At 68.2% G+C, this 19805-nt stretch carries 10 protein-coding genes and 1 pseudogene; 5 read left to right on the forward strand and 6 right to left on the reverse strand.

Annotation, left to right across the window (positions count from 1 at the left end):
- Positions 1–155: 155 nt before the first annotated feature.
- The 3 genes from ACYUED_RS41525 to ACYUED_RS41535 all read left to right on the forward strand — a co-directional run bounded on the left by ACYUED_RS41525 (position 156) and on the right by ACYUED_RS41535 (position 7400).
- The gene (locus tag ACYUED_RS41525) at positions 156–3266 is read left to right on the forward strand and encodes an RICIN domain-containing protein (protein WP_491289564.1); all 3111 of its coding nucleotides are present in this window, start codon (positions 156–158) and stop codon (positions 3264–3266) included.
- A 199-nt stretch (positions 3267–3465) separates the two neighbouring features.
- Positions 3466–5520, forward strand: coding sequence for a family 43 glycosylhydrolase (locus tag ACYUED_RS41530; protein WP_491289565.1), 2055 nt, complete (start codon positions 3466–3468; stop codon positions 5518–5520).
- A 407-nt stretch (positions 5521–5927) separates the two neighbouring features.
- On the forward strand, positions 5928–7400 hold the full coding sequence (locus ACYUED_RS41535) for a glycoside hydrolase (protein WP_491289566.1): 1473 nt from the start codon (positions 5928–5930) through the stop codon (positions 7398–7400).
- Here the strand turns inward: ACYUED_RS41535 and ACYUED_RS41540 are convergent.
- Positions 7397–8329 (reverse strand): annotated as a pseudogene (locus ACYUED_RS41540) (transposase); the annotation flags it as partial. The gene ACYUED_RS41535 and the pseudogene ACYUED_RS41540 sit on opposite strands and share 4 nt — an antisense overlap.
- A 141-nt stretch (positions 8330–8470) precedes the next feature.
- Here ACYUED_RS41540 and ACYUED_RS41545 point away from each other — a divergent pair.
- On the forward strand, positions 8471–10123 hold the full coding sequence (locus ACYUED_RS41545) for an N-6 DNA methylase (RefSeq protein ID WP_491289567.1): 1653 nt from the start codon (positions 8471–8473) through the stop codon (positions 10121–10123).
- Between the two features lie 40 nt (positions 10124–10163).
- Here the strand turns inward: ACYUED_RS41545 and ACYUED_RS41550 are convergent, their stop codons facing one another.
- The 5 genes from ACYUED_RS41550 to ACYUED_RS41570 all read right to left on the reverse strand — a co-directional run bounded on the left by ACYUED_RS41550 (position 10164) and on the right by ACYUED_RS41570 (position 18431).
- Entirely contained in the window at positions 10164–12290 is a 2127-nt protein-coding gene (locus ACYUED_RS41550; RefSeq protein WP_491289568.1) for a UvrD-helicase domain-containing protein, read from the reverse strand.
- A gap of 40 nt (positions 12291–12330) precedes the next feature.
- Positions 12331–13569, reverse strand: coding sequence for an McrC family protein (locus ACYUED_RS41555; RefSeq protein WP_491289569.1), 1239 nt, complete (start codon positions 13567–13569; stop codon positions 12331–12333).
- The gene (locus ACYUED_RS41560) at positions 13566–15386 is read right to left on the reverse strand and encodes a DUF4357 domain-containing protein (protein WP_491289570.1); all 1821 of its coding nucleotides are present in this window, start codon (positions 15384–15386) and stop codon (positions 13566–13568) included. Before ACYUED_RS41560 ends, ACYUED_RS41555 begins: the two co-directional genes overlap by 4 nt.
- Before the next feature lie 217 nt (positions 15387–15603).
- Positions 15604–16005 (reverse strand): hypothetical protein, encoded by a 402-nt coding sequence (locus ACYUED_RS41565; RefSeq protein WP_491289571.1) that lies wholly within the window; start codon positions 16003–16005, stop codon positions 15604–15606.
- Positions 16006–16007: 2 nt separating this feature from the next.
- Positions 16008–18431 carry an AAA family ATPase gene (locus ACYUED_RS41570; RefSeq protein ID WP_491289572.1) on the reverse strand — a complete coding sequence of 808 codons (2424 nt, stop codon included), beginning with the start codon at positions 18429–18431 and terminating at the stop codon, positions 16008–16010.
- 482 nt (positions 18432–18913) lie between these two features.
- On the opposite strand from ACYUED_RS41570, the gene ACYUED_RS41575 reads away from it, so the two are divergent.
- Complete coding sequence (locus ACYUED_RS41575) at positions 18914–19753, forward strand: hypothetical protein (protein ID WP_491289573.1); 840 nt, start codon at positions 18914–18916, stop codon at positions 19751–19753.
- Positions 19754–19805: the final 52 nt, after the last annotated feature.

The following is a 19805-nucleotide window of genomic DNA, read 5'->3' on the forward strand; positions in this document are numbered from 1 at the left end:
CTAGGCCCGACCAGTGAGTGGCCTCCGTGGAGGAGCCGCTCAACCCCTTTGCTGAGAACACGACAGGAAGATCCGCGTCAGTCGCACTGACAGAACTCACGGAGCCGCCGCATGAACGCCTGCTCAACCATTCGACCCACCCGGAGGGGCGGAAGATGAAACCCGTCACCTCCATCATCCGCAAGGTGCCGGCAGTGCTTGCGATGGCCTGCTCCGCAGCACTGCTGACATCCCTCACGACGCCGATCCCGGCCTCGGCCGCGACCCAGGCGACGTACTACGTTGCCCCCAACGGTAACGACGGGAATTCCGGGACGATCACGGCGCCGTTCAAGACCCTGCAGCACGCGCGGGACGTCGTGCGCACGGTCAACGACAGCATGACCGGAGACATCGCCGTCTATCTCCGCGGCGGCAACTACCCGGTGAGCAGCACCATCGACTTCACCTCGGCCGATTCCGGAACGAACGGCCACCGTGTCGTGTACTCCGCCTACCCGGGCGAGAAGCCGGTCCTGAACGGGGGCGTTCAGGTGACCGGCTGGACACAGCACAGCGGGAACATCTGGAAGGCCACGCTCAACCGCGACACCAAGCTGCGCGCGCTCTACGTCAACGGCAAGCGCGCCCAGATGGCCTCGAAGACGATCAACTCGGCCGGATGCTACGGGAGTTACAGCATCACGGCAGGCCAGGCTTCCTGGGCCTGGGAGTCGGGTTCGCAGTGCGACGGGGCCAAGTACAGCCTCTCGGACCTGCCGGCCATCGCGTCCAACCAGGACGACGTCGAGATCAAGTCGGCGACGACCTGGACCACGGCCATCGTGGGTGTCCGCCAGATCACCACGAGCTCGGACGGCGCCAATCGCGTGGCCCTGTTCCAGCAGCCGGGCGCGGCCATCGCCCAGGGACCGCCGAACGGCAACTTCAACCCCAACGGCAGCCACACGTTCATGAACGCGTACGAGTTCCTGGACCAGCCGGGCGAGTTCTACTTCAACAAGAGCACCCACACGCTGTACTACTACAAGTCCAGCTCCGACGACATGACGACGGCACCGGTGTTCGCGCCGAACGGACTGTCCACGCTCATCAAGATCGCCGGTACGTCCACGGCCGACCACGCGCGGAACATCACCTTCTCCGGGCTCACGGTCGAGCACTCCGACTGGAACCTGGTCAATGTCGCGGGCTCCGTCTTCCGGCAGGGCCAGCAGGGCAACTCCAGCTCGACCGTGTACGCGAGGAAGAACTTCCACGCGTACACGTACCGCAACGTCGACCTGCCGCCGGGGATCATCCAGATCCAGAACGCCGACGGGATCGTCCTGCAGCGCAACACGGTGCAGCACACCGGTGCCGACGGGATCACCCTGGCCAACGACGTGTCGGACTCGCAGTTGACCGGCAACGTCACGAATGACATAGCCGGATCCGCCGTCACCGTGGGACACCCCCAGCACGTGTACATCGGGGACTACACCTCGACCAACCACGAGAAGTACCCGGTGAACGTCGAGGGAATCTGCAAGAACATCTCGATCACGGACAACTACCTCTACGACAGCGCGGTGTTGTTCCAGGGATCCAGCCCCGTGTCGGCGTACTTCACCGATTCGCTGTCCGTGCAGCACAACCGGATCGAGAAGTCCCCGTGGGCGGGCATCACCCTCGGCTGGGGATGGTGGAACTTCGACGGTTCGACGAACTCCATCAATCCCGGGAACCCGACCACCACGGCGAAGAACAACACCATCAAGTACAACGAGATCTTCGACACGATGCAGGTGCTCGGCGACTCCGCTCCCATCTACGACCTGGGCAGCCAGCCGGGAACCGAGATCAGCAACAACTACATCCAGGGCGTTCCGGCCGGTCACAAGTACGGACTCCACCCCGATGAAGGCTCCGCCTACATCAAGTACCACGACAACGTGCTCGACATTGACCCGAACGTCGCCTACACCATCAACTCCGGCACCTGGGGTCGGCAGCACGACCTGAGCATCACCAACACCTACGGCACGCTCAACAAGATCGCCAGCAAGAGTGTCCCGAACAGCACCATCCAGGACGTGCACGCGTATGCGGACGGCGTGTGGCCGTCGCAGGCGTACGCCATCGCCGTGAACTCCGGTCTGGAGGACACCTACAAGGACATCGTCCCTCAGAGCAATGTGGGCCTGCAGGACTACGCCCTGCCCGCGAGTACGTTCACCGGCAAGGGCGTGTCGTCCATCCCGGTCCGCACCCTCGCTGACGCGACCAGGACTCTCTGGCTGGCTCCCTCGGGTACGAAGACGTTCGCCGTCAGCCCCACCATGACGAAGGCAGCCGGAACCGCGACGACCATCAACGTCCCGCCGACAGCCGGCGACTACCGCCTCTACGTCGTGGACGCCCAGGGGAACGCATCCCCCGCGTCGAAGTCGCTCGTACGGCAGCGCTGGAACTACGTCGACGACAAGGCGGCCGGCGTGACCTACTCCGGCACGTGGTCGAACTGGAACGACACCAAGGACCTGAACGGGTCGGAGAAGTTCACGAACGGCGCGGGCAACTACGCCCAGTACGCGTTCACCGGCTCGGGTGTTCGGTACCTCGGCATGACGCAGCCGAACATGGGCAAGGTGGACGTCTACATCGACGGCACCGTGGCGCAGTCGGGCATCGACGCCTATGCCTCGACGGTGACGAAGCAGGTGTCGCTGTTCGAGAAGACGGATCTCGCCGCGGGACCCCACACGATCAAGGTCGTGTGCACCGGAACCAAGAACGCGGCCTCTTCCAACACTGTCTGCGCGCTGGACGCGTTCGCCTCCATCGCGTTCCCCTCCAAGAACGCGTTCTACAAGGTCCTCAACAAGAAGAGCGTCAAGACGATCGACGTCTCGGGCGGATCGACCTCCGCCGGGGCGAACGTCATCCAGTGGAACGACACCGCAGCGCAGAACCAGCACTGGCGGTGGGTCGCGGTGGGAGACGGCAGCTACGAGATCGTCAACCAGAACAGCGGTCTGCTGCTGGACGTCACCAGCGGGTCCACCGCGGACGGCGCGACCATCATCCAGCAGCTCGACAACAACGGTGCGAGCCAGCACTGGACACTGATCGCCAGTGGGAACGGCTACTACAAGATCAAGAATGTCAACAGCGGCAAGCTGCTCTCGGTGTCCGGCTCCTCGACCGCGGCAGGCGCTCAGCTCGTGCAGACGACGGACACGAACGCCGACAGCCAACTGTGGCAGGCGGTGAACGTGGACTGACCCCCTCCGCGCCACGGGTCGCACACCCCACGCATCCGCCTCGGTGTGCTGCTGGGGCGGGCCGAGCGAGGCGAAGGGCCTGAGGGACGGTGCCGGCGGAACACGGGCCGGCATCGTCCCCCTGAACCTCTGCCACCGCGTACTCGCGTCGGAAAGCACCTCCCTCAGATGTGACGGCTCTCAACCAAGGACGGACAGCGTGGACATCACCAGAAGACAGCTCGGCCGGCTCGCCCTGATAGGCGGCGGGGCGTTTGCACTGCCGGGCCTGCTGCCACCGAGCGGGGCGGCTGCGGCGACGGCCCCTCCGGCCGGCACGTGGGGCGACCAGGGCGACGGCACGTACGTCAACCCCGTCCTCCCGGGCGACTTCAGCGACTGGGACTGCATCCGGGTCGGCTCCGACTACTACGGCATCACCAGTACGTTCGGGTACTCGCCCGGCGTGGCCGTGCTGCACTCGAAGGACCTGGTCAACTGGCGGACTCTCGGCGGCGCGGTCGACGATCTCACCAGCATCGGACCACTGCTGAACTGGGACCGGATGAACCGTTTCGGCCGTGGTGTGTGGGCCGGGGCCATCCGCTTCCACGCGGGCCGTTACTGGGTGTACTTCAACACCCCCGACGAGGGCTTCTTCATGACGTCGGCCCCCTCGCCGTCCGGGCCGTGGGATCCGCTGACGGCGGTGTGGCGGACCTCCGGCTGGGACGACCCGTGCCCGTTCTGGGACGACGACGGACAGGGCTACCTGGTCACCACGCACTACGCGGACAGCTACAAGATCAACCTGTTCAAGCTCTCCGAGGACGGGAAGTCGCTGGTCGGCTCGCCCACGGTGATCCACCAGTCGCCGGGCAGCGAGGCCAACAAGCTGTACAAGATCAACGGCCTCTACTACCACCTGTACAGCGAGGTGAAGTCCGAGGGCCGGGTGCTGATGATGAACCGCAGCTCCAGCCTCTACGGCCCCTACGAGACCAAACAGCTCGAACACGTCAACGCCTCGGTGGACCGCGAACCCAACCAGGGCGGACTGGTGCAGGCCCCCGACGGCACCTGGTACTTCGTCACCCACCACGGCCACGGCGACTGGGAGGGGCGGCCGTTGTCCCTGCTGCCGGTGACCTGGGTGGACGGCTGGCCGATCCTGGGCCAGGTGGGCGCGGACGGCATCGGCAACATGGTGTGGACCGGTCAGGTCCCCGCCGGCGGCACGCCCGGTCTGCCGGTCGACGCGCTGCCCGCCGTGGTGACCAGCGACCTGTTCACCGACACCCGCATCAAGCCGCAGTGGGAGTGGTACTACCAGCCGCGCGCGGACCACTGGTCGCTGACCGAACGCCCCGGCTACCTGCGGCTGAAGGCGTTCGCACCGCTGGTGGCCGACAACCTGACCAAGGTGGGCAACACCCTCACCCAACGGGTGCTGCGCACGGCGGGCGGCGCGACGGTGACCGTTCGCCTCGAACTGGCCGGCCTCGCCGACGGGCAGCACGCCGGGCTGTGCCACTACGCGGCCACCTACGCCGGGTTGGGCGTGCGGCGCTCCGGGACCACCACCACGATCGAGTCCAACGCCGGCGGCACCCTGACCAACGGTCCCGTGGTCACGCAGAACGCCGTGTGGCTGCGCACCACCTGGGACGTGCGCGGGGTCAGCCAGTTCTCCTACAGCCTCGACGGGAACACGTTCACCTCCTTCGGCGGTACCTACCAGCTCACCTGGGGCGGTTACCGCGGCGACCGCATCGGCCTCTACACCTACAACCCGGGCGGCACCGGCTACGTCGATGTCGACTCGGTGCAGTACACCATCGCGCCCACCCGGGCCTACAAGTGCGTCAGCGTGCGCAGCGGCAAGGTCGCCGACGTGTCCGGCGCCTCCAAGGCGGACGGCGCCGCCGTGCTCCAGTGGTCCGACAACGGCGTACCGAACCAGCAGTGGGTCTTCCAGTCCACAGCGGACGGCTACCACACCATCACCTGCGTCAACAGCGGCAAGGTCCTCGACGTATCAGGCTCCTCGACGGCGGACGGCGCGCGGGTCGTGCAGACGACCGCCGACGGCCGGACGAGCCAGCAGTGGCAGCTGCGCCCGCAGACCGGCGGCGAGTTCGTGGTGGTCAACCGCAACAGCGGCAAGGTACTCGACGTCAACGCAGGCAGCACGGCCGCCGGCGCCGCGCTGATCCAGTACGCCGACAGGGGCAGCACCAACCAGCGATGGACCTTCCACCGCGTGACCGGCTAGGTGTTCTGTTTTCGGGAGGTTGTGAACAGGCGAGCCAGGTCTCGGCTGAGGGAGCTTGAACAGGAGAGGGCCTTCCGGTTCGGTGCGGATTGCGACGTCTACACCAACAGAAGGGCCCTCGTGCGAGCATTTCGGCCCCGCCGAACAGCACCCGCCGGTATCGGGCGCCCCGTCGCCGGGTGCCGTGCTGTACGAGGGTGTCCGCACGCGGGGCACCATAAGGGCTCGGATCGAAGGTCTCCAGACCTGTCCGGGCGCGACCTGCGCGTTCGCCCGGTCGAACCCCGCGCACCACTTCCTCCAGTGGTTGGAGAAAGGGCTGTCAGAAGTATCGACAAGCCCCCACCTGTCACCCGATGCTTCTTTTCGGCCGAACGGGACCGGCCACGATTCGGAGCGGAGTAGCCATGATCCGACGCAGGACGCTGATCGCCGCCACCGGCGGTGCGCTGTTCGGGAGCGCACTGGCGGCGGGCACCGCCCACGCCGACGCCACGATTTCCGTCAGCCCCTCCACGGCCTACGGCACCTGGGAGGGTTGGGGCACCTCGCTCGCCTGGTGGGGGAACGTCTTCGGGACACGGGACGACTTCGCCGACATCTTCTTCACGACGAAGTCCACGACGTACAACGGCACGGTTATCCCCGGCCTCGGCCTCAACATCGCCCGCTACAACCTCGGCGCCTGCAGCTCGAACAGCGTGAACGGCCAGAGCATGGTCGTCTCGCCGAACATCCCGCGGTTCAAGCAGATCGAGGGCTACTGGCAGGACTGGAACAACGAGGACCCCACGTCCTCGGCCTGGAACTGGACGGCCGACGCGGCCCAGCGGGCCATGCTGCAGAAGGCGGTGGCACGCGGCGCGACGACCGAGCTGTTCGCCAACTCCCCCATGTGGTGGATGTGCGCGAACCACAACCCCTCCGGCGCCTCCGGCGGCGGCAACAACATCCAGCCCGCGTACTACCGCCGGCACGCCTCCCACTTGGCCGCCGTGGCCCTCTACGCCAGGAACAACTGGGGCGTGAAATTCGCGACGGTCGAGCCCTTCAACGAGCCGTCCTCGACCTGGTGGACGGATACCGGCAGACAGGAGGGCTGCCACATGGACTCCACCGTCCAGGCGGCCGTCCTGCCGTACATGCGCAGTGAGCTGGACAAGCGGGGCCTGGCGTCGACGAAGATCGCCGCTTCGGACGAGACGAAGTACGACCTGGCCCGCACCACCTGGAACTCCTTCTCCTCGACGACGAAGGGCTACGTCAACCGGGTCAACGTGCACGGCTACCAGGGCGCGGGCGGCCGCCGGGACCTGCTGTACACGGACGTCGTCAAAAGGGACGGCAAGGCGCTGTGGAACGCGGAAACCGGCGACAACGACGGCAGCGGCTTCACCATGGCCTTCAACCTCCTCTACGACTTCCGCTGGCTGCACCCGACGGCCTGGGTCTACTGGCAGGTGATGGACCCCACCAGGAGCTGGGCGATGATCTCGTACGACGAGACCACGCTGACGGCCGGCCCGACCACGACGAAGTACTACGTCATGGCCCAGTTCAGCAGGCACATCCGCCCGGGCATGAGGATCCTCGACACGGGCTCGAGCTACGCGGTGGCGGCCTACGACGCGACGGCGAAGCGCCTGGTCATCGTGGCCCTGAACACCTCCACCTCGGCCCAGAACCTGACGTTCAACCTCTCGAACTTCACCACGGTGACGGGCGGCACGAACGGCCTGGTCCCCCGCTGGACCACGGTCACGACCGGCGGCGACAAGTACAAGTCGTACTCGGACACCTTCCTGAGCGGGAAGACGGTGAGGGTGCCGTTCGCGGCGAAGTCGGTGCAGACACTGCAGATCGACGGCGTCACGATCTAGTACCAACGCCGTGTAGTTAGCGCTGGGTGTCCGGCGTCAAGTTGTGCGGGTGGTCTGGATGTCGATGCTGATGGTGGCTTTGTGGCTGGTCCTTTGTGGCTGGTCCTGTCGACGGTGCCTCTGGCGTTGTACTTCGAGATGGCGCGTTTGACGACGCGTGGCCGGGTGCGGATCCGTCGGGCGGGCATGAGGTCGGCCAGGACCCGGCGGCCTATGGTGCCGACGAGATCGACGACTGTGTCGTTGAAGACGCCCGCGGCCTGGACGAGCAGGTCGCGGGCGGTGTTCAGGGCGATGGAGAAGCTGGCTCGGTCGGGGTCGGGGTCGGTGTCCGGGCGGATGCCGATGGCATCAGCCATGGCCAGTCGCAGGACCTGGTAGGTGACCAGCAGTGCGAAGACTTCCTGGGTGACGCCGGCGGGGGTCCGGGCGCGAAGGACCCGGCCGCCCAGAAGGGTGGACTTGATTTCCAGGTAGGAGGTCTCGACCTCCCATCGCTCGTGGTAGAGCCTGATCAGCTCGGCGGCGGGGTGCGCGTGGGAATCGGTCAGGGTCGTGACGAGACGGTAGGCGCCGGTGCGGCGCCCTTGGGAGGTGCTGACGGTGATCTCGCAGTCGATGACGCGGACCGCGACGGCTCCGAGTCTGGACAGGTAGGAGCCGTCGGGGAAACGCTCCAGGACCGGAAGCCTGCGGTGTTCTTTCACACGGACCAGGACGTGCGCGCCCGTCTCGGTGATCGCCTCGACCAGTGCCTGGACGGCGAAGTTCCGGTCCAGCAGAACGATCATTCCCTCGCGCAGGCTGCGGACCAGGCTCGGGGCGTAGAACGTTTCCCCGTTCGTGGTCGGCCCGAACACCGCGTCCAAGACGGTACGGGTGCCGCAGGAGACCAGGACCAGCAGACGGAGCGAGGGGTATCCCGCCCCGCCGTTGTTGCAGCGGTGCCTGACGAACTCGGCCTACGAAGCTACGACTTCAGGTACACGAGGCGTGCGATGGTATGCGTTGTTAACGACGTCAACGAATTTAGCGTTGATAGCAGCCTGGGCCCTGTGTACGGTGCCCATATGACGGACACTCCCGCCCCACAGGCCGGTCCGCTGGTCACCGGATCTGAGATCGCCAGGCTGGCGGGCGTCACCCGCGCCGCCGTCTCGAACTGGCGGCGGCGTTACGAGGACTTTCCCACGCCGAGCGGCGGGGGCGTCAATAGTCCGTTGTTCGACCTGGCGGAGGTGCGGGCCTGGCTGGACAAGCAGCGCAAGGGGCAGGAAGTGTCCGTGGAAGTGCAGCTGTGGCAGGCGCTGCGCGGGGTTTACGGAGACGACATGCTCGGCGGCCTCGTTCACGTCGCCCGCCTCCTCGCCGAGAGGGAGGCGTGCGGGGAACTTCCGGCGGACATCGTGCAGCTCGTGCGGAATCTGGCCGAGAGCGAAGGTGCGGCAGAGGCGGTGAGCATCCTCGCGGAGCGCTTCACCGACTCCGTTCGCCGTGCGGGATCGGACCAGGTCACCTCGTCGCGGATCGTCCGTGCTGTGCGTCACTTCGCCGGGGCGGTGGCACCTGACACGACCCTCTTCGACCCGGCCTGCGGTATCGGCTCTCTCCTGCTTGCCATCGGCCCTCAGGGAGGCCCGAGGCGCTGCGGGCAGGAGTCCGACGCGCGAAGCGCCGTGTTCGCGCAACTGAGGGCCGACCTCACCGGGCACGCCGGTGTCGACATCGTCAGCGGGGACTCCCTGCGCGACGACCAGTGGACGAACCTCAAGGCCGACCTCGTCGTCTGTGATCCCCCGGTCGCGGAATCCGACTGGGGGCGCGAGAATCTGCTGCTCGACTCGCGCTGGGAGTTCGGCATCCCGTCCCGCGCCGAAGGCGAACTCGCCTGGCTGCAGCACGCCTATGCGCACACCGCGCCAGGCGGTCGTGTTCTCATGGTCCTGCCCGCCTCGGTCGCCTATCGCAAGGCGGGCCGCCGTATCCGAGCCGAGCTCGTACGACGGGGCGTCCTCACCCAGATCATCGCCCTGCCGTCCGGCACGGCGGCCTCGCACGCGCTTCCCGTCCATCTCTGGCAGCTGCGTCGCCCACGCAACCCGCGGGATGCCGTCACCAGTGTCCGCATGGTCGATCTGACGGCCGGCGACCCGGACGGTGCACTGGAACCGGACGCCGAGCAGATGGCGGAAGTTCCCCTGATCGACCTGCTCGACGACGCTGTGGACCTCACGCCCGGCCGTCATGTCGAGGACTCTCATCGTGACTACGCGGCTGAGTATCAGGTCCTGCGACGGCAGTTGGCCGAGCAGGTGAGGCTGCTCACGGAGTTGCTGCCGGCGTTGGCCGAAGGCACCGGTCCGAGCTCTCTTGACGGACCTACCGTCAGCGTCGCCGACCTCGCGCGCGCAGGGCTCGTCGAGTACGGCGATCCGGAACCGGTCTCGATCAGCGACCAGCTCGACACCGACTACCTCCAGGGGTTCCTGCGTAGCGTGGCCAACACCCGGCGCTCCACGAGCACCAGCGGCACCTTCCGCCTCGACGGCAAGGGCGCCCGCATCCCGCAGATGGACATCACCGAGCAGCGGCGGTACGGGGTGGCGTTCCGCGCGCTTCAGGAGTTCGAGGAGCGAGCGCGGAGGGTCGCCGAGCTTAGCCGGGACGCGGCAACCCTGGCAAGGGATGGTCTCGGCAACGGCGCGCTCGCCCCGGAGAACTGACGGGGAGCGTCACATCGCCGACCCGGTCACGCCGCTGCGGTTACGGCACGAACGAACTGGCCGACCCACTCCACGTCACCGCCAACGCCTCCCGAGCACGCGTGCATGCCACGAACAGCAGGCACCGCTCCCGGAGCAGATCCGACTCGCGCTGGAGCGCGTCCACGGAGGCCGACGTCACCTCGCGGGCGAACGGCACCGCGCTTGCCGTCACTCCCAGGACGGCGACGCAGCGGAACTCCAGTCCCTTCATGGCGTGCATGGTGGCAAGCCGCACCCCGTCCGTGCCGGGCGCCGAGTTGTCCCTGACCCGGACCACCGGGATCCCGGCATCACCCAGCTTGTCGTACGCCTTGTCGAGCAGCACGTTGAAGCGGGCGCACACGCCTATCTCCGACGGCCGGATGCCCTGGGCGATCCAGTCCTCGACGCGTTCGACGAGAGCTGCCACCTCTGCCTGCTCGGAGCCGTACCCGGCGACATGAGGCTGGCGGCCGTGCAGCAGTGAGCGGTAGCCGGTCAGGTTGTCGTAGCCTTCGCCGCCCAGGTCGTCGACCGACACCGGGCTGAGGATGCCGGTCGACCAGATCAGGATCTCCTCCGTCGACCGGTAATTGATGCGCAGACGGTGGGTGCGGCCGGTCACCGAGATGCCCAGGGAGCCGAGCGACACCTTCGAGTCGTAGATGCGCTGATGCGGGTCCCCCGTGATGAACAGGTCGTCGCTGCCCGGCGCTACCGCGCCGCGCAGGGCGCGCCACTGCGCGGGGTGCAGATCCTGCGCCTCGTCGACCACGACGTGGTCGTGCGTGGGCGCCGATCCGGCCAGGAGGTCTGCAGCGCGTGCGCACACCTTCAGATGCGTGGTGGACTTCTGGGCACGCAGCATCGACTCGAACAGCTCGACGGCCGACCACAGTTGGTCGCGTCGAGCCGACGGCAGCGCGTTGCCGCGCCCGCGCCGCAGGGCGGTTCGGTAGGCGTCGGCGGTGCGCAGGTCCTGGGCGAGTACGACGTGCCGGTACTCCTGAGCCAGGAACTGTTCCGTCCACGGCAGGCCCAGCTGTTTGACGACACGCTGCCACAGCTGCCGTTCCTCCCGGTCGTTGACGGGGGAGGGGGACTTGCCGTCGAGGCGGGTCACGACGCCGTGCGCGTAGGCGTTGACCGTCGTCACTTCGACGCGGCTGAGCAGTGAGTCGTCACCGTCCAGTAGCAGTGACAGGTTCTCCCGCAGTGAGCGGGCCAGCGCGTTGGTGTAGGTGGTCAACAGTACCCGCGTGTCGGGCGCGCGGGTGAGGAGATGCTTGACGCGGTGCAGGGCCGCGACCGTCTTGCCCGTGCCGGGGCCGCCCGTGATCTGGACCGGGCCCCCGTAGGACACCCGGTAGGCGACCCGGCGCTGCGAAGGGTGCAGGAACACCCGCCAGGCCGTGAACGGCTTCTCCAGGACGTCCGCCAGCTCTTCGGGACCGCTGACCAGCGTGATCCGGCTCGTGGTGTTGGCGATGGCGACGGCGAGACTCTCGTCCGGGTCGGGGTCCGTGTCGACCGGACGGCGGACGGCGACCACATCCCGGTACACCTCGTCGGGGCCGAATCCCTCGGCGAGATACTGGAGCACCTCGCACTGGTCCTCGGGCAGCAGTGTTTCGAACGCCTTGAGCTGCGCCTTGTCGACGATGGTCCGCACCGCGCGTAGCACCTGGTCGTCGATGCCCAGATGGCGCAGCACAGTGTCCGAATACCTCGCGAAGAGCAGGGAGTCGGCGGCGGCAGCCGCCTTCTCCAGCGCCGGAGTCAGCTGCTCAAGGGCGACCACGTTGCGGACTTCCAGCGCGCGCGTCGCGGAGTTCGTCGTGTACAGCCGCTTGGCCGCCCAGGTGTACGCGTCGTCGTGCCGTACGACGTTGACAAGCAGGAACACATCACTGCCGTCGTCCGGGGCGAGGACGACACCGCGCCAGAAGTCGTTGATGCGAATGGTCCGCATGCGAGTGTCCTGCGCGTTGTGCACGGACTCGAGGTGGAGCCCTTTGTCCGCGTGCAGTTCGGAAACGGAGAGCAGCTGGAACTTCTGCATCGCCTTGCGCACGCCGGCCTTGACGGGCTTCTCCAGGGAGTCGTAGCTCTCCCAGAAGCTGTTGGCGAACGCGAGCTGCGGCACGAGGTGAACTCCCCACCCTGGACGGACACTCCGCAGTCGATCATACGCGCGGGGTGTTCACCAGCCGCTGGGCCAGGATCTCGACGGCCGTGAGCAGTCCGGCTGGCTCCTGGTCCAGGTCGAGGGCGTGCTGATGGATGACGATGCCGGCGTGGCGCACCTCGTGCGCGGCGTGCGGGGCGTTCCCCTTCGCGTACACCAGATGGCCCTCGCGCAGGCCGAGCGCCGTGCAGTACGCCAGCATCTGGTACAGGTCGGCGTCCGGGTAGCCACCCCGTTTCCCCGCCTTGTACTTGGCGTCGACGACCGCGCACGGGGTCCCGCCGGCCGGCTCGTACAGCACGAGGTCCGGCTTCATGCGGATCGCGGCGGCCTCGTCGAGGTGGTGGGAGTCCTGGAGGCGGGCGGTGTGACCCGCTCCCATGGTTCGGAAGGTCTCCCGCAGGGCGACCGTCACGAACTCCTCGAAGAGTTTGTTCATGTTGAAGAGGAATCCGTCGATGCGTAGCCCGCCGGGCGTGTGCTCGGCGGAGACGCCGTCCAGTACCGCGCGGGCGAGGTGCAGGGCGTGCTGGTAGCGGGCGTTGAGACGGGTCGGCAGCCATTCGAGGAGCGGCTGTCCGCGCACGAGCGCGGTCACGCCGGCCAGCCGGGCGCGCTGGTGCAGAAGCCTGCGGCGTACGTCGCGCGGCACGCCGGGCAGCCGAAGGAGACGCTCGACGCCCGCACGCAGGATGCGGTTCTCCGCGATGTCGGTGGTGAACTCGTCGTACGCCACCTCGACCGGCAGCATCGCCCCGAAGCGCCGCCGGATCTGTTCGGCCTCTCTGATCCGGCCGCGGACGACGAGCGCGGATTCCTCGGTCGCCCGATAACCCTGCAACAGGCCTTGTCGCAGGGCCCGGTCCACCTGCCGCTCCACGGCGTGGGCGAGCGCGGGCAGCAGATCGCGGTGCTCGGCGACCTCGACCTCCCCGTCCCGCCAACTCCTGCTCGGGTCAAGGCTGTAGCCGAGCAGGAAGAAGAGCCGTGCGATGGGCACCTTGGGCGTGACGCGTACGGTGACCGGAGGGCCGCCGTCCGGTGCCGTGACGGCCACAGCCCCGACCTTGCTGCCGGCCCGCAGCGACCAGAACCCGGGCACGTACGGGTCGGGGGCCGCGTCCACGATGTCGGAAGCGGCGAGGGCGCGGCCGACGGCGTCCGGCAGGGCGAGACGGGTCGCCGGCGCGTGCTCGACCAGTTCGATGGACCGCACGGCGTCCACTGCGGACGTCATCCCAGCGACTCCCGCAGCGCGGCCAGCCCGTACCGCTTCTCGATGTCCACGCCCTCCCCGTAGTGATGCTCCTCCAGCAGGGGCAGGATCTTCGTCCGCCAGGTCCGCTCCAGTCCGCCCTCCCGGTAGACGCCCCTCTTCATCAGGTACGAGGGCCCGATGTGGAAATCGGCTTCGTCGATACGGGTGTTGAGCGCGTCGAGCAGGTCGGCGGGCTCCGTGTCCTGGCCCTCCTCGGCCAGCCAGCGGCGCAGCAGACCGTGTGTCGGCTCCGTGCGCGGTGACAGTTCGACGAAGGCGAAGCGGCGGCGCATCGCCGCGTCCACGAGGGCGATGGACCGGTCGGCGGTGTTCATCGTGCCGATGACGAAGAGGTTCGGCGGCAGCGCGAAATCGTCGCCCGAGTAGGTGAGCCGCACCGACTTGTTGCGGTACTCCAGGAGGAAGTACAGCTCGCCGAAGACCTTCGCCAGGTTGGCCCGGTTGATCTCGTCGATGATCAGGAAGTGCGGGATGTGCCGGTTGCCCTCGCGGGACGCCAGATCGGCCAGCTCACGCAGCGGGCCGGCGGTCAGCCGGAAGGCGACCTCCCTGGTCTGCGGGTCCTCCTGAGGCCGGAAGCCCTCGAAGAAGTCCTCGTAGGCGTACGAAGGGTGGAACTGCACGAGCTTCACCTGCTCGGGCCCGCCGCCGAAGAACTCGGCGAGCTTCAGCGCCAGGTACGTCTTGCCGGTGCCGGGCGGCCCGTACAGCACCAGCTGACGGTCGTCCCACAACAGATCGCGCACCTCGCGCAGCCACTCCGCGTCGTGCACGAGCAGCTCGGCGGCCAGCTCGTCCGTGGGCTCGGGAAGCTCCAGCTCGCGCCGGGCGGTGAGCGCGGGGATCTCCACGCTCGGGTCCCGTTCTATGGCCTCCGCGTCCTCAGCCAGCTCCTGGTCGGACCGTCCGAGTCCTTCGATATGTGCTTGTACGGAGGTGAGGTCGACGACGTCGTGCTGTACGGACAGCTTCTGCTGCAGCTCTTCCGGCAGGTCGTCGTACGGATAGCCGGTCGCCTCCCACTCGACGGGTCGCCGCAGGTTGCTCCGTCCGTCGTCCGAGGCGATCTGTTCGACCTCGCCCGTGATCTCCCCGGCGTACAGCCGACCGCCGGAGATGGTGCACACGGTGTCTCCAGGTTTCATACGGGAGAGGAAGGCGTGCAGGTCTTCGACGAGCTGCTGCTTCTGGCTGTAGGTGGCGGTGGACTCGTAGTCCTCCTGGACCAGGGTCCGCAGCTCGTCCTTGCTGATGCCCTGCCCGACCCCCTGCCGAAGGTGGGAGGCGGCCAGTGTGACGCGGCCTTCAGGGAGCCATATTCTCTGGACCAGGTCCAGACCGGTGACGTTCGATCCACGTACCAGCCAGGGACGGTTGGGTCCGTGCCACACCGCAGCCATGAAGTCGGACAACGGCACGCCGTCCTCCGTCCGCCATTCCTTCCACCCGTTGCGCGGGGCGCCGACAAGGAGGACGGCGGCGAACGAGGGCGAACCTACGACTACGTCCTCGGTCAGCTCCAACCAACCGGGCCACCGGGGCGAGGGCACGAGCACGCCCCGGGACCTCAGTTCCTCCCGCTGCTTGAACGGAGCTTTGAAGTGTGTGGCGAGTGACGGCGTCACATGGTCCCGAGCCGGAGATCCGGCCCGGATCAGAAACCTCCGGCTTCCGTTCGTGCCCGTCTCGTCCAGCAGCGCCCCGCGTGCCCGGCCGATGACGTCGCCGTTGGGCAGACGCAGCTGAAACTCCGGATTCGTCGCGGACTCGGCCACGGACATCACTCCCCACTCGGACACCGTCTGTTGAGAACGATAGGTGCGACCACCGACAGATCGGTGCCCTACCAGGACGCGGGTACTGCCCGCCCGGATCGCCGCACGGCGGCAGGGCCTCCGTCGCGCGTGTGTTCCGCGGGCTGAGCTGACGCGTCCTGCGGTCCAGCCGGAACACGAAGGCCCTGGTCGATCGTCTGGCGCGCGATGTGCCCGGTCAGGACCCCGACGTCGGCCTGACCGGGGCCGTGCCGGTTGCGGGCCGCAGGGCCGGCAGAAGGTTGGTGACCTCCAGCAGACGGGTGCGGATCTCGGCGGGGGAGGGCGGCAGTTCACCGGTGCGGTAGTGGCAGGCCGCGCTCAGCGCCGACCAGGTCGTACGGCACCTGCGGGCGGTGTCGTGGCCCGCGTACCACTCCAGGCAGAGCATGCGGTGTTTGCCGACCCGCGTCATCGACGGGGTGACGCCGAGCCAGTAGGCGTCCAAGGCCTGGTCGAGGGCCATGCGGAGCAGGACGGCGGCGGCGCGGGCGCGCAGACCAGGAGTCAGCGCGCCGGTCCGCCCGGGGCCGGGTGACAGCAGACGGCCCGCGGCGGTCACGAGGGTTTCCGGGGACACGGTCACCGGACACCTCCGGCGCCCTGAGCTGCTCCGCCTTGCCGGACGGCCGTGACAAGCGCCTTCGTGCGGCGTACAAGATCCTTCCGGCTGTCCACGGTCGGCAGGGGAGCGTGCGCACCGGAGTTGAACGCCGTGATCAGCGCCCAGCCGCCGGGGCAGATCCGCTCGACGGCCTCACGGGCGTGCTGCCGCTCGTCGCCCAGCAGGGCGAGGGCCACGTACGTCTTCGTGCGGTCCAGCGTGCCTATCCGCTCCTCCACCTCGCGGATGCCGAGCCCGTCCTCGTCGCGGAGCCTGCGACGCGCGGTCTCCAGGCAGGCCGCCTCCACGGCCCGACGGCACATCGCGGGCAGCACGTGATCGGCCACGTCCTGGGGTACACCCGGGTCCAGGGAAACGGCACGGGCCTCCGCCAGCGCCTGCTCCACGGGGTCGCTCGCGGTCTCGACGTCGACCACGGAGTCGGTCCCGCGCGTGACGTGCAGAACGGTCGCCTGGATGCCGAGGTGGTCGACGGCCTGCGCGAGACGGGTGTCGTGGGTGAAGACGATCACCTGTCGGTCCCGGGCGCAGGCGTCGAGAACCCGGGCCAGTCCTTCGACCTTCTCGGGATCCATCGACTGCACGGGGTCGTCGATGACCAGGAAACCGAACGGACTGTCCGCGTGCGTCGCGCGCGGCAGGAACAGGGAGAGCGCGAGGGAGTGCAGTTCCCCCTGGCTCATCACGCTGTATGCCGGGGCCGCCATGTCGTCCACGGAGACGTCGAGAACAACCCTGCCGCGCCCGGGAGTTCCCGCGAGGGTGACGGACCCGAGGCTCACGCTGCTGTGCTCGCACAGCTGCTGCCACACCTCCTGGGACCGCAGGGCGAAGGGCCGCAGCCGGTCGTTGCGCAGCTCGTTGATGATCGGCCGCAGCCAGGCGCGGGCCTTCCGCGCGTGCGGGAGACGGACGCGGGCCGCCTCGGCCGCCTCCGCCACACCCAGCCACTCGGCGAGCCGCACGGCCACCGGCTGCCACGTCTCGTCGTGGTCGGAGAGCCGCCTGGTGTGGTCCTCCCGCACCTGCCGGCACGCGTCGTCCAGGGCCGCCGCCGCGCGTTCGGCCCGGTCCGCGAGCTCCCGCGGATGGGTGATGTCGCGGCACAGCGTCCAGTCCCGCCAGACCGACACGAGCGGGGTGTCCTCGTCGCGCAGCCACACCGGAACCGGCTGTACGAGGTCGTGAACCGCCCGCAGAGTGGTCGCCACGGCCTTCCGGGCGGCTTCGGCGGCGACCGCCTCCGCCTGGAGCCGCTCCACGACGGCCCGTGCCTGTTCCGCCCATGCCCGGTCGAGCCGGTTCTCACTGCCGCAGACCGGACAGTCCGTGCTACCGGAGCGGTGGCGGTGGTCCAGCGCCGCCTCCAGCAGCCGGGCCAGACGGCGGGCGTCCTCGGCGCTGCCGTACCGGGCGTCCTCGGCGTCGGCGGCGGCCTCCCGCAGCCGTGCGACGGCTCCGCCGACCTCCCCCAGGTCCGGCCCGGTGAGGCTCGCGTACCGCCGCAGCCTGGAGAGTTCGGCCTCGGCCGCCGGGGAACGGCTCTCCAGCAGCGCCCGCACCCGCACGAGGTCCGGCGTGGTCCCGGACAGCGCCGAGGCGGCCTCCCGTGCCTTGGGGCCGTCGATTCGGGAGAGGTCGCCGAGGAGCTTCGCGGTGAGGGCCTTCCCCGCCTTGTCCGCCTTGTCGTACTCGCTCACGGCGTCCTTGACCCGAGTGTCGAACTCGGCGAGCAGTTCGAGTCCGAGGAGCCTGAAGAAGACGTCGTGCAGGTTACCGAGCGTGCCATTGATCATCGAACCGAGTTCGCTGTACGGCAGGAACGGCCTGGCCAGCTCCAACGCCCCGGTGTCGACGACCTCCTCCAGCTTCCGTTCCGAGCCGTCCTGGCCCTCGACCCGCGTCCGCGCCTCGTCGACCTTGCTCCCGTGCCAAGTCCGCCGCACGGTGATGACCTCGGCCCCCTCGCCCACGGACAGTTCGACGCAGACCTCGGGGGTGACGTCGGGACTGTGGAGGTTGCGCCAGCCCTTCTGCCAGTCACCGGCCCGTCGCCCCTCCCAGCGGGAGTTGCGTCCGGTCAGCGCGGTCTCGGCGGCCTCGGCGAAGCTCGACTTGCCCGAGCCGTTGGGGCCGGCGACAACCACCAGGCCGGGACCGGGCGGCAGTTCGAGCGTGGTGCGCGGGCCGATTCCCCGCCAGCCGGCCGCGGTGATGGATCGCAGCTGCACGGGCCCGGCCCGGCCTTCTCCGTTCCTGGTTTGCCCCTCGGGGAGCAACTCGCGGAGTACGGAGCGCACTTCCGACGCGAGGCCGGAGCCGTCGAGACGGGTGAGGAGGAGGTCTCGGAGGTCCTGAGGGGCGGAGGGCTGCTGAGTCATGTCCAGGTCCTTGATGCCGGGTATGGCGAAGGGTGCGCCGCTGACTGATGGGACGAACTGTTGGCGCAATGAGCATGGCGGCTCCGTGTTAGCACTGTCAACGGATATGTGAATTACAAAGAACTGAAGTTGTGTACGCGTGTCGAATGTGTGGTCGATCTGGGGCGGCTCGGGAGCCCGGGAGGGGACGAGGTCCTCCCGGACACGACACGCGGGGCTTCAGGGATCCGACGCGTGAGGAAGTCGTCGACGCGGATCCCTGGGAGGCGGCGTCGGCTTGAGCCGCACGTGGTGGGCCGGTCGTACGGTTACGGCTCGCCGCGACCGACGGTTCGGCGCGCGGTTTGACGCCGCGACCGTGCCCGCATGAGGTGTGCTGCGTCGGCGGATCGAACCGTCGGGGCACCGCAATGCGTATAACGACGTTCCCCTGCCTCCGCCGACCCGACAGACTGGGCCGACACAACGACGGAGGTGCACGGGTGGCACGTCGGGCATGTGACGGTTGGGTCCGCGGTCTCAAAGGGGAGACGCTCTGCTTCACCGGCAAGGTCGTGGTGGACGGCAAGTGGCTGGTGCGTTCGGAATGTGTCCGAAGGGCCGGTCGGCGCGGCGCGACGTCGAAATCGGACTTCTCCGGCGCGATTAGCCTCGTGGTCCACGGCGATCTCACCGGCAAGCAGGTGTCCGACACTCGGCGGGACTACAGCGACACCTTGGTGGGCGCCGAGCGTGAGCGGGTGTCGGGTCATCACGTGCACGTCGTGGACGGAGTCGGTTTCGGTGACCTGATCCATGGTTTTCCCGCGCCCTGCCTGGAGTTACGGCGCCCTCCACGAGGAAGCGCCCCGGAAGTGGTACCGCCGCGGGCCGACCGCGACGTGCTCGGCGCACCCCTTCAGATGCGCAAGGTCGGTCGCCACGGGGTCCCGGAGCTGGCCGTCGACCTCAGTTCCCTCGATGAGGCGACCGCGGCCCACGAGAGGACCGTCGGTGCGCTCATCAAGCATCTGGCGCGACAGAAGATCGAAGTCCGCACTTTCGCGAGAAACGGCCCGAAGTTCGACGCGGGATGGGCGACCGGGAAGGAAATCTTCGTCGCCGAGGTGAAAAGCCTGACCGGGACGAGCCAGGACCAGCAGATCCGCCTGGGCATCGGCCAGGTGCTCGATTACGCCCATCAGCTTCGGTCCATGCTCTCCGGCCGGTCGATACAGCCGGTCCTCGTGTTGGAGAAGAAACCCGCGGACAACAGGTGGGGCTCACTCGCCAAAGCGGTCGGAATCAAGTTGATCTGGGCACCGGAATTCCGTGGCATCTGAGGCCCCTATCGCCGGTGGTTTTCCCACCGTCAGACCAAGCAGCTGAGGCCTC

This window comes from Streptomyces sp. DF42 (genome assembly GCF_058267695.1).